Annotated in this window: 11 protein-coding genes and 4 tRNA genes; 14 read left to right on the top strand and 1 reads right to left on the bottom strand. The window is 60.5% G+C overall.

Features of this window, described 5'->3' with window-relative positions:
* Nucleotides 1–86: 86 nt before the first annotated feature.
* The 11 genes from ACEN8Q_RS13300 (at nucleotide 87) to ACEN8Q_RS13250 (ending at nucleotide 10,884) form a co-directional block, all read left to right on the top strand.
* On the top strand, nucleotides 87–647 hold the full coding sequence (locus tag ACEN8Q_RS13300) for a CvpA family protein (protein WP_008016245.1): 561 nt from the start codon (nucleotides 87–89) through the stop codon (nucleotides 645–647).
* Between the two features lie 41 nt (nucleotides 648–688).
* Nucleotides 689–2,194: an amidophosphoribosyltransferase gene (gene purF / locus ACEN8Q_RS13295; protein WP_008016246.1), complete on the top strand. Its 1,506-nt coding sequence runs from the start codon at nucleotides 689–691 to the stop codon at nucleotides 2,192–2,194.
* Between the two features lie 81 nt (nucleotides 2,195–2,275).
* Nucleotides 2,276–3,487, top strand: coding sequence for an O-succinylhomoserine sulfhydrylase (locus ACEN8Q_RS13290; RefSeq protein WP_413428628.1), 1,212 nt, complete (start codon nucleotides 2,276–2,278; stop codon nucleotides 3,485–3,487).
* Nucleotides 3,484–4,260 (top strand): SDR family oxidoreductase, encoded by a 777-nt coding sequence (locus ACEN8Q_RS13285; protein ID WP_413428629.1) that lies wholly within the window; start codon nucleotides 3,484–3,486, stop codon nucleotides 4,258–4,260. Before ACEN8Q_RS13290 ends, ACEN8Q_RS13285 begins: the two co-directional genes overlap by 4 nt.
* A 256-nt stretch (nucleotides 4,261–4,516) precedes the next feature.
* Nucleotides 4,517–4,592 (top strand) — tRNA-Val (locus ACEN8Q_RS13280).
* A 53-nt stretch (nucleotides 4,593–4,645) separates the two neighbouring features.
* Nucleotides 4,646–4,722 (top strand) — tRNA-Asp (locus tag ACEN8Q_RS13275).
* A gap of 92 nt (nucleotides 4,723–4,814) precedes the next feature.
* Nucleotides 4,815–4,891 (top strand) — tRNA-Asp (locus ACEN8Q_RS13270).
* 415 nt (nucleotides 4,892–5,306) lie between these two features.
* Entirely contained in the window at nucleotides 5,307–8,138 is a 2,832-nt protein-coding gene (locus ACEN8Q_RS13265; protein ID WP_413422257.1) for a xanthine dehydrogenase family protein molybdopterin-binding subunit, read from the top strand.
* The gene (locus ACEN8Q_RS13260) at nucleotides 8,131–8,670 is read left to right on the top strand and encodes a (2Fe-2S)-binding protein (protein ID WP_413705317.1); all 540 of its coding nucleotides are present in this window, start codon (nucleotides 8,131–8,133) and stop codon (nucleotides 8,668–8,670) included. The genes ACEN8Q_RS13265 and ACEN8Q_RS13260 overlap by 8 nt, the downstream gene beginning before the upstream one ends.
* Before the next feature lie 2 nt (nucleotides 8,671–8,672).
* The gene (locus ACEN8Q_RS13255) at nucleotides 8,673–9,911 is read left to right on the top strand and encodes a c-type cytochrome (protein ID WP_413705316.1); all 1,239 of its coding nucleotides are present in this window, start codon (nucleotides 8,673–8,675) and stop codon (nucleotides 9,909–9,911) included.
* Between the two features lies 1 nt (nucleotide 9,912).
* Nucleotides 9,913–10,884, top strand: coding sequence for an XdhC family protein (locus ACEN8Q_RS13250; protein WP_413705315.1), 972 nt, complete (start codon nucleotides 9,913–9,915; stop codon nucleotides 10,882–10,884).
* A 185-nt stretch (nucleotides 10,885–11,069) separates the two neighbouring features.
* On the opposite strand, the gene ACEN8Q_RS13245 is transcribed toward ACEN8Q_RS13250, so the two are convergent.
* On the bottom strand, nucleotides 11,070–12,353 hold the full coding sequence (locus ACEN8Q_RS13245) for an NAD(P)/FAD-dependent oxidoreductase (protein ID WP_413422249.1): 1,284 nt from the start codon (nucleotides 12,351–12,353) through the stop codon (nucleotides 11,070–11,072).
* 184 nt (nucleotides 12,354–12,537) lie between these two features.
* On the opposite strand from ACEN8Q_RS13245, the gene ACEN8Q_RS13240 reads away from it, so the two are divergent.
* The 3 genes from ACEN8Q_RS13240 to ACEN8Q_RS13230 all read left to right on the top strand — a co-directional run bounded on the left by ACEN8Q_RS13240 (nucleotide 12,538) and on the right by ACEN8Q_RS13230 (nucleotide 13,752).
* Nucleotides 12,538–12,614 (top strand) — tRNA-Val (locus tag ACEN8Q_RS13240).
* A gap of 313 nt (nucleotides 12,615–12,927) precedes the next feature.
* On the top strand, nucleotides 12,928–13,239 hold the full coding sequence (locus tag ACEN8Q_RS13235) for a hypothetical protein (protein WP_413705314.1): 312 nt from the start codon (nucleotides 12,928–12,930) through the stop codon (nucleotides 13,237–13,239).
* 81 nt (nucleotides 13,240–13,320) lie between these two features.
* Complete coding sequence (locus ACEN8Q_RS13230; protein ID WP_413705313.1) at nucleotides 13,321–13,752, top strand: hypothetical protein; 432 nt, start codon at nucleotides 13,321–13,323, stop codon at nucleotides 13,750–13,752.
* Nucleotides 13,753–13,805 lie beyond the last annotated feature (53 nt).

Below are 13,805 nucleotides of genomic sequence, written 5' to 3'. Positions count from 1 at the left end.
GATATGAAATGCACTGACAATCGCAGCTTACCGATAAGCATGGGCTCTGCTAAAATGCGCCGCCTTATCCGTCTGTAGGCTGCACTGTGCCATTTACCTGGGTTGACTGGGCGATCGTAGCAATCGTCGCCATCTCCGCATTGATCAGTCTGAGCCGCGGCTTCGTCAAGGAAGCTCTGTCGCTGGTGACCTGGATCATCGCAGGAGTCGTAGCCTGGATGTTCGGTGGCTCACTGTCCGAGTACCTGGGCGGGTACATTCAAACACCGTCGGCCCGTATAATCACGGGCTGTGCCATCATGTTTGTCGCCACTTTAATCGTAGGCGCAATGATCAATTATCTTATCGGCGAACTGGTTCGCGTCACCGGGCTCTCCGGGACCGACCGATTCCTCGGCATGGCCTTCGGCGCCGCGCGTGGCGGGTTGCTGGTGGTTGTCGCCGTCGGGCTGTTGAGCCTGGGGCCGGTACAGCAGGACGGGTGGTGGAAAGAGTCACAGCTCGTGCCAAAATTTCTATTGGTCGCCGACTGGTCCAAAAACCTGATCCTCGGGTGGAGCAGTCAGTGGCTTGCCAGCGGAATCAGCGTACCCGCTGATATTCCGTTCAAGGAGCAACTCTTGCCGATGGCCAAAACGCCTCAGTGAGTAGTGCTCAGTTCAGATCCATTAAGTAGGGGTTGCGTCGCATGTGTGGCATCGTCGGTATCGTCGGTAAGTCGAACGTCAATCAGGCGCTGTATGACGCGCTAACCGTCCTCCAGCACCGCGGCCAGGACGCTGCCGGTATCGTGACCAGCCATGATGGCCGGTTATTCCTGCGCAAGGACAACGGTCTGGTGCGTGACGTGTTCCAGCAGCGTCACATGCAGCGCCTGGTCGGCCACATGGGCATTGGCCATGTGCGTTATCCGACCGCGGGCAGCTCGACGTCGGCTGAAGCTCAACCGTTTTACGTCAACTCGCCTTACGGCATCACCCTGGCGCACAACGGTAACCTGACCAACGTTGAACAACTGGCCAAGGAGATTTACGAATCCGACCTGCGCCACGTCAACACCAGTTCCGATTCGGAAGTGCTGCTCAACGTGTTTGCGCACGAACTGGCCCAGCGCGGCAAGTTGCAGCCGACCGAAGAAGACGTGTTCGCCGCCGTCACTGACGTGCACAACCGTTGCGTCGGTGGTTATGCCGTCGTAGCGATGATCACCGGCTACGGCATCGTCGGCTTCCGCGACCCGCACGGCATCCGCCCGATCGTTTTCGGCCAGCGTCACACCGACGAAGGCGTCGAGTACATGATCGCCTCGGAAAGCGTTTCCCTGGACGTGCTCGGCTTCACCCTGATTCGCGACCTGGCTCCCGGCGAAGCGGTCTACATCACTGAAGAGGGCAAGCTGTACACCCGTCAGTGCGCGACCAACCCGTCCCTCACCCCGTGCATCTTCGAACACGTCTACCTGGCGCGTCCGGATTCGATCATCGACGGCGTGTCGGTCTACAAGGCCCGTCTGCGCATGGGTGAGAAACTCGCCGAGAAGATCCAGCGCGAGCGTCCGGATCACGACATCGACGTGGTCATCCCGATTCCGGACACCAGCCGCACCGCGGCGCTGGAACTGGCGAACCACCTGGGCGTGAAGTTCCGCGAAGGCTTCGTGAAGAACCGCTACATCGGCCGGACCTTCATCATGCCGGGCCAGGCCGCGCGGAAAAAATCCGTACGCCAGAAACTCAACGCCATCGAGCTGGAATTTCGCGGCAAGAACGTGATGCTGGTGGATGACTCCATCGTTCGCGGTACCACTTGCAAGCAGATCATCCAGATGGCCCGCGAAGCCGGCGCGAAGAACGTTTACTTCTGTTCCGCGGCTCCAGCGGTTCGCTACCCGAACGTCTACGGCATCGACATGCCGAGCGCCCACGAACTGATCGCCCACAACCGTTCGACCCAGGACGTGGCTGACCTGATCGGCGCCGACTGGCTGGTCTATCAGGACCTGCCTGACTTGATCGAAGCGGTCGGTGGCGGCAAGATCAAGATCGACAAGTTCGATTGCGCGGTGTTCGATGGCCAGTACGTCACCGGCGACGTCGACGAGGCTTACCTGAACAAGATCGAGCAGGCACGCAACGATGCCTCCAAGGTCAAGACGCAGGCAGTCAGTGCGATCATCGATCTGTACAACAACTGAGTGACTACCGGCCCTGAGGGGCCGGTTTTGTATCTGGCAAAAAGACTTTCATCTATCAAGAGCAGGGCAAGGAGTGACAGCATGAGTCAGGAATGGGATGCCGGTCGGCTGGACAGCGACCTCGAAGGTGTAGCGTTCGATACCCTGGCCGTACGCGCCGGTCAGCACCGCACGCCGGAAGGCGAACACGGTGATCCGATGTTCTTCACCTCCAGCTACGTATTCCGTACCGCCGCCGACGCCGCTGCGCGCTTCGCTGGCGAAGTACCGGGCAACGTCTATTCGCGCTACACCAACCCGACCGTGCGCGCGTTCGAAGAGCGCATCGCCGCGCTGGAAAGCGCTGAGCAGGCCGTGGCCACGGCCACCGGCATGGCGGCCATCATGGCCGTGGTGATGAGCCTGTGCAGCGCCGGTGATCATGTGCTGGTGTCGCGCAGCGTTTTCGGCTCGACCATCAGTCTGTTCGAAAAGTACTTCAAGCGCTTCGGCATCGAAGTCGACTACGTCGCCCTGGCCGATCTGTCCGGTTGGGATGCGGCGATCAAGGCCAACACCAAGCTGCTGTTCGTCGAATCGCCGTCCAATCCGTTGGCCGAGTTGGTGGACATTGCGGCTCTGTCGGAAATCGCGCATGCCAAAGGCGCGATGCTGGTGGTCGACAACTGCTTCTGCACGCCGGCACTGCAACAGCCGCTGAAAATGGGCGCGGACATCGTCGTGCACTCGGCCACCAAGTTCATCGACGGCCAGGGCCGTTGCATGGGCGGCGTGGTCGCCGGTCGTAGCGAGCAGATGAAAGAAGTGGTGGGCTTCCTGCGTACCGCGGGGCCGACCCTGAGCCCGTTCAACGCCTGGATCTTCCTCAAGGGTCTGGAAACCCTGAACCTGCGGATGAAAGCGCATTGCGCCAATGCCCAGCAACTGGCCGAGTGGCTGGAGCAGCAGGCAGGCATCGAGAAAGTCCATTACGCCGGCCTCAAGAGCCATCCGCAGCACGAGCTGGCGCTGCGTCAGCAGAAGGGTTTCGGTGCTGTCGTCAGTTTTGAGGTGAAGGGTGGCAAAGAGGGGGCCTGGCGTTTTATCGATGCCACGCGCCTGATTTCGATCACCGCCAACCTGGGTGACAGCAAGACCACCATCACGCATCCGAGCACCACGTCCCATGGCCGCCTGGCGCCGCAAGAGCGTGAAGCGGCGGGCATTCGTGACAGCCTGATCCGCATTGCGGTCGGTCTTGAGGACGTGGCGGACCTGCAAGCCGATCTGGCGCGCGGCCTGGCTGCGCTGTGATCGAGTTGGCTACGCCGACCACGAGCTCGAATGGCCGCGTAGCGCTGGTGACCGGTGCTGCGCGGGGCATTGGCCTGGGGATCTCGGCCTGGCTGATCAGTGAAGGCTGGCAAGTCGTGCTGACGGATCTGGACCGGGAGCGCGGCTCGAAAGTGGCGAAAGTGCTGGGCGACAACGCCTGGTTCATCGCCATGGATGTCGCCAACGAAGGGCAGGTCGCGCTGGGCGTGGCCGAGGTGCTCGGCCAGTTCGGGCGCCTCGATGCGCTGGTGTGCAATGCGGCAGTTGCCGATCCACACAACATCACGCTGGAAAGCCTGGATCTGGCGCACTGGAATCGGGTGTTGGCGGTGAACCTCAGTGGGCCGATGTTGCTGGCCAAGCACTGTGCACCGTACCTGCGCGCTCACAGCGGTGCCATCGTCAACCTGGCCTCGACCCGCGCCGGGCAGTCGGAACCCGACACGGAAGCCTATGCGGCGAGCAAGGGCGGTTTGTTGGCCCTGACTCACGCGTTGGCCATCAGTCTTGGTCCGGAGATCCGGGTCAATGCCGTCAGTCCTGGCTGGATCGACGCGCGCGACCCCTCGGTGCGGCGGGCTGAACCATTGACCGAGGCCGATCATGCCCAGCATCCGGCGGGCAGGGTGGGTACGGTTGAGGATGTCGCGGCGATGGTCGCCTGGCTGCTGTCGAGGAATGCCGGATTTGTCACCGGTCAGGAATTCGTGGTCGATGGCGGCATGACCAAGAAGATGATTTACAGCGAGTAATCGGCCAAGGACGCTGTCTGCGGCATTGATGTTGAAAGTGCCACCGTCTTCGCGAGCAAGCCCGCTCCCACATTGGATTGTGTTGTGTCTGAAAGAACGCGGTCCAATGTGGGAGCGGGCTTGCTCGCGAAAGCGGTCTGACTGCTGTAGGTGCCCTCCCGATTGAAAGAATTTTGTCTTTTTCAGAAAAACTTCAAGCAGGGTATTGACTTAGGTTCGTTACCTGCGTAAATTTCGCGGCCTCGGAGATGCAAACGGGTGATTAGCTCAGCTGGGAGAGCGTCTGCCTTACAAGCAGAATGTCGGCGGTTCGATCCCGTCATCACCCACCACTCCCGAGATACTTGCGAAAGCAAGAGGTAGGCTGAAATGCCTCCACCGACGCGCAGCGGTAGTTCAGTCGGTTAGAATACCGGCCTGTCACGCCGGGGGTCGCGGGTTCGAGTCCCGTCCGCTGCGCCATATTTTCCGAGTCAGGCACGCCTGGCTCGAGATTGAAAAGCTACTGAGTTTTCAATCAGACGAGTTACTTGAGCATCTGCTCAAAGCGATACGCAGCGGTAGTTCAGTCGGTTAGAATACCGGCCTGTCACGCCGGGGGTCGCGGGTTCGAGTCCCGTCCGCTGCGCCATATCTGCCCCGAGGCCCACTGAACGCCTTGGAGCTACGAAGAAGCCATTGGCTGCTTCGAGTCGATAGCAAAGACCCTGGTCGAAAGACCGGGGTTTTTTGTTTCTGAAATTTGATTTTTCCCTTCCTGTATTTTTCCTCTCAGCCCTTTCTGCTTGCCTGTTCTCGGGCAGGGCGAATCTTGTTCTCGTCTTCCGTCGATACCCTCAATGCACTGCGCCAAAAAGTCGCATTTTTTTGATTTTCTGGTCAGTTTTTGGTTTTCCGCAGGGTCGTAAGTCTATAAACTTAACCTTTCGGTCAGCTTTGCACTGTCATTACAGCCCTTTGCCACGTCCAGAAGGGCTTCTGCAAGACTCGAGATTTCCAGTACATAATCAGAAGGGCGGACCCCATGACCGCCCAGAGGATGATCCATGTCCAACCGTGATATATCCCGGCGCTCGTTCCTTCAGGGCGGGCTGGTAGCGGGTGTGAGCGTGACGCTCACGCCATTGAGCAGCCAGGCGCTGGCCGCCTTGATGGAAAACAGCGTGACCGTGCCGTCCGAGCAGTGGCTCGGCAACAATGGCAAGGCGCGCGCCCGTAACGATGCCTTGTCCAAGGTCTGCGGCAGCAAAGTCTTTGCCCGCGACATCCGCGCCAAGGACATGCCGGGCTGGCCGCAGCAACAAGGCCACGCCATGTTGCTCAAAACCATCAAGGCCGACCACATCTTTGCAGGCATCGATCTGTCATGGCTCGGTGCCGAGTTGCAGCCGGACCGCATCGTTACCGCCGAAGACCTGGTCAAGGACGGTATCGTGTTCCCTGAGGAGCATGCACCGGATCCACTGTTGCCGGCCGGCAAGGTGCCGATGTTTATCGGGCACCCCGTGGCGATCCTGATCTGGAACGATTTCGAGCGTTTCCGTCAGGCCAAGAACAAGCTCAAGTTCAATGACAAGGCAATCCGCTACGGCGACAAAGTGCCGTTCTACGAAGGCGATCCGTACGGCAGCTTCCGTTACGTGCGCGTTGGCGGGGCGACCTCGGCGGATGAAGATGAGTTCGCCAGCCTCAAGGACTCGATCCTGTTCCCGATGCTGAAAAACCGTCGTCCGGTGTGGAACTCCCAGCCGAACCTGCACGGCAACCTGACCGAGCGCGGGTTGTTCTACGCCGAGCGCATGAAGCAGCAGATCGATGCGCCGCCGGACAACTGGCTGGTGTTCGATGAGCGCTACAAGACCCCGTCGATCGAACCGGCCGCCATGGAACCGGACAACGGCAACGGCTGGTACGACCCGGCCACCAAGACCCTGCATTTCGTCGTCGCCACCCAGTGCCCGCTGGAAGCTGCGACCGAAACCGCGAAAATGATCGCGCCGTCGCGTTTCGGCCTGGCCAACCTGAACATGCACCCGGGCTATACCGTCGGTTACGGCTCCAAAGACCACAACATCTTCGTCTACTACGCAGCGCTGGCGGCGTTGTACGGCGCCGGTGTGCCGGTGCGCCTGGCCAACGACCGCTATGAGCAGTTCCAGAGCGGCATCAAGCGTCACCCGTTCGACATTCGCTATCAATTGGCGGTGGACAAGAACGACTACAGCTTCAAGATCTTCCGCGCTGAAATGAGCGTCGACGGTGGCGGGCGCATCAACTACAGCCCTTCGGTGGCTGCAGTGGGCGCCACGGCAGCACAGTCGATCTACTACATGCCGCAGAACGATCTGCAGGTCACCGCTTACCATTCCCGCGCGGTAGAAGCCGGGTCGATGCGTGGCTACGGCACCCTGCAGAGCATGGCGTCGACCGAAATGATGGTCGACGAAATCGCCGATCGCCTCGGCGTCGATGCCATTGAGCTGCGCCGCAAGAATGCACTGCGCTCGGGTATGAAAAACACCCAGGGTGCAATCCCGGCCGGTGCGTTGCGCCTGCACGAGATTCTCGACAAGGCGGCCGTCCACGACACCTGGAAGAACCGCGACGCGATCAAGCAGCAGCGCGAAGCCGCCGATCCGGACAACTGGTACGGGGTGGGCTTCGCCATCTGCCAGAAAGACTTCGGTACCGGTTCGGAAGCACCGATGGCCAGCATCGAATTCACCGCTGAAGGGCGCATCAACTTGCGTCACATCGGCATCGAGATCGGCACCGGCATGTCCACTTCACAAGCGATGGTAGTGGCCGACTTCCTCGGTCTGCCTGCGCACGAAGTGAAGACCGGCGAAACCGACTGGAAGGAAATGCAGCTGATCACCGGCGGCAACCCTTACATCATGAGCCAGGCCGAGCAGGACAACTTCCTGCGTAACCCGCGCTGGGTCGGCAAAATCGCTTCGGCGTCGTCGGCGACCAACTCCGCCTACTACTTCAGCCACGCCACCCGTGAAGCGGCGCGCGTGCTGTTCAACCACGGCCTGTGGCCGGCGGCGCTGGAGATCTGGCGACAAGGCCCTTACGGCGGCCAGGCCAACCCATACGTGGTGCGTCGCGAAGACGCCCATTGGGTCGACGGCAAGCTCACCGCCAACGGCATGGAACCGTTGCCGTTTGCGATGCTGGCCAAGCGTGCCCACGAGCGCGGGCTGGTGACTGGCGCGACCGTGCATGGCTTCAACCGCTGGAGCTGGGCCGAGGCTGAATTCAGCATCGACGGCGTGCGTGAGCGTCTGCCGCTCGACGGGCTGGCGGTCAAGTATGGCGACGGTGCGCCAAAGGCCAAGCAGGCGCAGATGAACAGCGCCGGTTTCCATTTGCTGGATCGGCAGAACATCGCCTACCCGGCGACCCAGTTGAACAACGCGGCAGTGACTTACTACAGCCCGGTCGCGACGCTGGTGGAAGTGAAGGTCAACAAAGGTACGGCAGAAGTGTCGGTGCTCAATCATCACTCGTGGGTCGAGTGCGGTCGGGTGCTGGTGGAAGAACTGGTCAAGGGCCAGCTCGAGGGCGGTATCGCCATGGGCATCGGCCATGCGTTGATGGAAGAGATGCCGCTGTATGAGGGCGGGCCGGGGGAGGGTGACTGGAACTTCAACCGTTACCGCCTGCCAATGGCGCGTCACGTTGCGGTGTGGAAACAGACCGCGGACATCCTGCCGCCACTGTCGCCGAGCGACCCGTCCAAGGGCATCGCCGAGGTGGTGATGATCCCGGTGGTCGGTGCCATCGGCAACGCCGTGGCCCATGCCATCGGTAAACGTGTCCGCGACCTGCCTATCACTTCTGCACGCATCAAGGAGGCCCTCAATGGCTAACCGTCCGCTTCAACTGACCCTCAACGGTCAATCCGTCGGCCCAGTGGACATCCCTGATGACCTGCCGATGATCGACTACCTGCACGAGTACAAGAACCTCACCGGTTCGCGCCTGGGTTGCGGCCAGGGCATCTGCCACGCTTGCGTGGTGATCGTCGACAACCCCGACGGCACCAGCGAAGAAGTGCGCACCTGCATCACCGGCGCGCACTATTTCGAAGGCAAGAAGGTCCGGACCATCGAAGGCCATGCGACCCGCGACGAGCAGGGCAAGGTCACCGAGCTGAACCCGGTCCAGCAGCGCTTCGTCGATGAATTCGCTTTCCAGTGCAGCTACTGCGCGCCGGGCTTCGTGAATGCCGCGACCGTGCTGGTGGAAAAGCTGCAGCGTCAGCCCATCGTCAAAAGCCAGCTGGAAAAAGTCATCGAGGACAGCCTCGGTCATCACATCTGCCGTTGCACCGGATATGTGCGCTACTACAGCGCCACACGCAACGTGCTGACCGATCTCGGCCTGGTCAAGGAGGGTTAAGGATGAAACTTCTACTTAGCCGCCTGGCGTTGGCGGTCGGCCTGGCTGCGCCTGCATTGCTGGCCCACGCCGATGATGCGCAGGTCAAGCAAGGCCAATACCTCGCCCGCGCCGCCGATTGCATGGCGTGCCACACCGCACCGGGCGGCGCGCCCTTTGCGGGCGGCCTGCCGATCGTGTCGCCGTTCGGCACGATCTACGGCACCAACATCACCCCGAGCAAAGAACACGGCATCGGCCTGTACAGTGACGACGAGTTCTTTGCCGCGCTGACCGAAGGCAAGCGCCGGGATGGCGCCAACCTGTATCCGGCGATGCCGTACACCTCGTATCACCTGATGCCTCGTGCCGACTCGGACGCGATCCATGCCTACCTGAAAACCGTCGAGCCGATCGAGCGTGCAGCACCGGTCACCAGCCTGAGCTTCCCGTTCAACGTGCGCCTGGGCCTGATGGGCTGGAACATGATGTACGGCAAGGATGTGAAGCTGGAGCCTGCCGAGGGCAAGAGCGAAGCCTGGAAGCGCGGCCAGTACATGGTCGACGTGCTTGGCCACTGCGGCGAATGCCATACGCCGCGGGGCTTGCCGGGTGCGATGCAGCAGGACAAGCGCATGACCGGTGGCCTTCTCAATGGTTATCTGGCGCCAAGCCTGCTGGCCACTGACCTGGCGGCTCGTGGCTGGAATCATCAGGACCTGAGCTCGTTCCTCAAGCACGGCATGAGCGCCCAGGGCACGATGTTCAACGAGATGTTCCCGGTGTTCCACAACAGCACCCAGGGCCTCAACGATCCGGATCTGGCGGCGATGGCGACTTTCCTGCTCGGCGATCAGCCGCCAGCGGCGAAAGTGCTCACCGAAGTGCCATTGGACAAGCTGAGCGCAAGTGCCCAGCGCGGCCGTCAGGAATATTTGAACGTCTGCGCCGGATGCCATGCGCCTGGCGGCGAGGGTAAACCACACATCGCCGTGGCCATGCGCGGCAACACCACGTTGCGCCTGGAAGATCCGCGTAACCTGGTGCGGGTGATCGATGACGGTATCGGTGAGCAAAAGTTCTCCGGTTTCGAACACATGCAGCCGATGCCAGGGTTCGCCGAGAAGTTGAGCGCCGAGCAACTCACGGATCTGTTGAACTACCTGCGTCAGGGATGGGGTGGTCAGCCGAATGATCTGGCGGTGAACGACGTGCAGAAGTTGCGGGCCGATGCGCCGCCGCTCGAGCACAAGGCGCACTGACATGCAGCATCTCGATCTGCAAGTCGTGCGCCGGGCGCTGGAGTGGTCGGCGGCCGGTCAGCGCATCTGGCTGTGTACGGTGCTGGCCACCTATGGCTCGGCGCCGCGCGCACCGGGCTCGCTGCTGGCGGTGAACACTGATGGGCACTGGATTGGCTCGCTGTCGGGTGGCTGTGTCGAGGAAGACTTTCTCGAGCGAGTCGCCGAGGGCGCGTTTCTGGAATCGGTCAGCGTTGTTCGTTACGGTGAAGGCGACGATCCACGTTCCCGCGTCAGCCTGCCGTGCGGCGGGGTGCTGGACGTGCTGGTCGAGAAGCTTGACGCCGATTGCGAGGTGCAGGCGCACCTGCGCGAACTGGAGTCGGCACTGTTGGGTCGACGCCGGTTGATCCGCGAAGTTGATTTGCTCAGCGGTGCGCGCAGTCTGTTCGATGATCGTGAGCAGGGTGTGCGTATCGAGCGTGAAATCGATCGGGTGCGTGTGCGTATCGGCGCCGCCCAGCGCTTGCTGCTGGCCGGGTATTCCAGTGTCGCTCAGGCCTGTGCCGAGTTTGCCGTGGGCCTGGGGTTCGAGGTGATTCTGTGTGACCCGCGAGACGAAGTGCTGGAGGGCGTCGTACTGGAAAACGTGGAGATTCGCCGCCAACTGCCGTCGGTGTTCATTGCCGATGGTGGCTGCCACAGCGATACGGCGGTTGTGGCCTTGACCCACGATCCGCGCATCGATGACCTGGCGATGATGGAGGCGGTGCGCACCGAGGCGTTCTATATCGGCGTGATGGGCTCCATGCAGACCTCGCAGAAGCGCTTCGAGCGGTTGCGGCGCATTGGTGGGCTGGGAGACGTCGAGTTGGGGCGGATTCATGCGCCAATTGGGCTGAACCTGGGCAGCAAGACGCCAGCGGAGATTGCCCTGGCGGTGCTGGCGGACATCCTGCGGATTCGCAGCGGTATCGCGCGGGACCGGTTGTAAAACATCGCTGAACAAAAAAGGGCCACCATGTGCGTGACCCACACTGTAGGAGCGAGCTTGCTCGCGATGGTCATTAACGATAACGCGTGTTTACTGGCTAAACGCAGCGCTCTTGAGTCCATCGCGAGCAAGCTCGCTCCTACAGTGTGGGTCACGCGCATTGCGGCCCTTTTTGCATCTATCGGTCACACGCCGAGCTTGTCCCGCAATCCATAGTACCAGGCACCCAGCGCCGCGAACGGGGTGCGCAGCATTTGTCCGCCAGGGAACGGGTAGTGGGGCAGGTCGGCAAACGCGTCAAAACGCTCGGCCTGGCCGCGCAGGGCTTCGGCCAGGACCTTGCCCGCCAGGTGCGTGTAGGTCACGCCATGGCCGCTGCAGCCCTGGGAATAGTAAATGTTGTCGCCCAGGCGTCCGACCTGAGGCAGGCGCGACAGGGTCAGCAGGAAGTTGCCCGTCCACGCGTAATCGATCTTCACGTCCTTGAGTTGCGGGAACGCCTTGAGCATCTTCGGTCGAATGATCGCTTCGATGTTCGCCGGATCCCGCGCGCCGTATACCACGCCGCCACCGAAAATCAGGCGCTTGTCGCCGCTGAGACGGTAGTAGTCGAGCAAGTAGTTGCAGTCCTCGACACAGTAGTCCTGAGGCAGCAAGGCCTTCGCCAGCTCTTCGCCCAGTGGCTCGGTGGTAATCACTTGAGTGCCACAAGGCATCGACTTGGCGGCCAGTTCCGGCACCAGATTGCCCAGATAAGCGTTGCCGGCGACGATGATGAACCTGGCCCTGACCTTGCCTTGCGGCGTGTGCACGACCGGGGTGGCGCCGCGCTCGATGCGTATGGCCGGCGACTGCTCATAAATCGTCCCGCCCAGAGATTCCACCGCTGCGGCCTCTCCCAGCGCCAGGTTAAGCGGATGGATATGGCCGCCACTCATGTCGAGCATGCCGCCGACGTATTGATCGCAAGCCACTACTTCGCGAATACGGCGTTGATCCATCAGCTCGAGCTGGGTATGCCCGAATCGCTCCCACAGGCGCTTCTGGGATTCGAGATGGCCCATCTGCCTGGCAGTCATGGCGGCGAACACGCCACCGTCCTTCAAGTCGCACTGAATGTTGTATCTGGCGACGCGCTCACGAATGATCCGGCCACCTTCAAAGGCCATCTGCCCCAGCAACTGAGCTTGCTTGGGGCCGACCGTGCGCTCGATGACATCGATATCGCGGCTGTAGCTGTTGACGATCTGGCCGCCATTACGCCCGGACGCCCCGAAACCCACCTTGGCGGCCTCGAGCACCGTGACCTTGAAGCCGCTCTCCAGCAGGAACAGGGCAGAGGACAGCCCCGTATAACCGGCGCCAATTACACAGACATCGGTCTCGACGTCATCCTGCAACGCCGGGCGCGGCGGAACCGCATTGGCCGATGCGGCGTAGTAGGACTCTGGGTAGGGGGTGTTCGCCATCCTGCAGCCTCTGTTTAATATATTTTACGAGTGCGTTGATCCTACCCGAGTTGAAAATCGGCCGCCAGCCACCCGGAAAATCTTCTTTGTACCCGTGAAATTAAATATTTTGCATATTCATAGGGTTAGCTCGAAAAAAGGTGTTGACACCCCTCCGGAATTCCGTAGAATGCCGCCTCACAGCAGGCACGTAGCTCAGTTGGTTAGAGCACCACCTTGACATGGTGGGGGTCGTTGGTTCGAGTCCAATCGCGCCTACCAAACAAAATCCGCTCTGCTGGGCGGTCTGGAAGGGTCCACCGAAAGGTGGGCCCTTTTTGTTGCCTTGGATTTCATGCAGAACGTTCACAAAATATCGGGTTCGTTCACACTGGGCAATGTGAATGCCGATAACGACTTATTCCGAGCTGATTTTGTTCCTCTGTAGTCACGGCGGAGCAGGGCGGTGAACAACCCTGTCCATGCTGCAATCGTGCAGCAGGCTATCAATCTTGATCACCACCCATCGTCCTTGTCTTGAGCGTCGTCACTGGCACCTATACTGTTTGCATATACAGTTAATGGCGTGTGCGTAATGACAGACGATTTGATCGATGACAGCGGGTTTGAACTGGGGATGCCCTCCTACACGGAGATGCTGAAGCACCAGTGCGACCTACTGTGTGCGGAGCTGGAGACGACACGCCGGGACTTACGGAAGGCCCACCAGAACATCGCCAGCCTGATCGTCATGCACCGGGACAGTTCGACGGAGCTGGCAGCGTTGAAGGTTGAACACGAACGGTTGAAATGGGCGCTCAGTGACATGTACAGCCGGGAACGTGAACGGGAAACGTCACGGATGGGATACGCCTACGGTGATCACACGGGACAGCCCAAGGCTTAGTCCCAGGTCATCAATGTGACGCAATGGCAGGCAGCTACGGCAGCCGGTAAGCTCGCAACTCATCTCATCTAGGGACAGAATATGACAGCAGAATTCGACAGAGGCGAAGAGCTCGCACTGAAGGCACTGGAAAAGTCAGACACAATCGATCATTTCCTACTCGGAATCACCGTTGCAATCTGTGCTTACCTCGCACAGACAAACGCTTATGCCCCGCTGGGTCTGAACAGAGAGACATTCCTGTTGCTTAGCCTGCTCATATTCGCCCTTAGTGCTGTGTTCGGGCTGATGCGCCTTCAATCGACAGTCGATGTCCTTCGTACGAACTCCAAGCTTGACCACGTGACCGAGGAGAAACAGAAATCAATCAGGGACAAGGCGAATGACCAGCTCGGAAAGGCGATTACGTACAACCACATCAGGAACGGGCTACTGCTTGCCGGACTATGTTGCTACGTGCTCACGAAGGTAGTAGCTAGCTACCAGAACAACGGATGGATTCCGGTCCACTAACCCAATGCACCTGTCGAGAGTATGCCGTGATGGCAAGGTGCCCAGAGAGCGGC

This window comes from Pseudomonas sp. Pseusp16 (assembly GCF_047324915.1).
GTDB lineage: Bacteria > Pseudomonadota > Gammaproteobacteria > Pseudomonadales > Pseudomonadaceae > Aquipseudomonas > Aquipseudomonas fluorescens_CD.
The sequence above is the reverse complement of the archived record's forward strand: the minus strand, read 5'-3'. Positions and strand labels throughout refer to the sequence as shown.

Excerpts from the sequence above, each read along its gene's own strand:
- purF (WP_008016246.1), top strand. The coding sequence starts at position 689 with ATGTGTGGCATCGTCGGTATCGTCGGTAAGTCGAACGTCAATCAGGCG.
- ACEN8Q_RS13290 (WP_413428628.1), top strand. The coding sequence starts at position 2,276 with ATGAGTCAGGAATGGGATGCCGGTCGGCTGGACAGCGACCTCGAAGGT.
- ACEN8Q_RS13265 (WP_413422257.1), top strand. The coding sequence starts at position 5,307 with ATGTCCAACCGTGATATATCCCGGCGCTCGTTCCTTCAGGGCGGGCTG.
- ACEN8Q_RS13260 (WP_413705317.1), top strand. The coding sequence starts at position 8,131 with ATGGCTAACCGTCCGCTTCAACTGACCCTCAACGGTCAATCCGTCGGC.
- ACEN8Q_RS13255 (WP_413705316.1), top strand. The coding sequence starts at position 8,673 with ATGAAACTTCTACTTAGCCGCCTGGCGTTGGCGGTCGGCCTGGCTGCG.
- ACEN8Q_RS13250 (WP_413705315.1), top strand. The coding sequence starts at position 9,913 with ATGCAGCATCTCGATCTGCAAGTCGTGCGCCGGGCGCTGGAGTGGTCG.
- ACEN8Q_RS13245 (WP_413422249.1), bottom strand. The coding sequence starts at position 12,353 with ATGGCGAACACCCCCTACCCAGAGTCCTACTACGCCGCATCGGCCAAT.
- ACEN8Q_RS13235 (WP_413705314.1), top strand. The coding sequence starts at position 12,928 with ATGACAGACGATTTGATCGATGACAGCGGGTTTGAACTGGGGATGCCC.
- ACEN8Q_RS13230 (WP_413705313.1), top strand. The coding sequence starts at position 13,321 with ATGACAGCAGAATTCGACAGAGGCGAAGAGCTCGCACTGAAGGCACTG.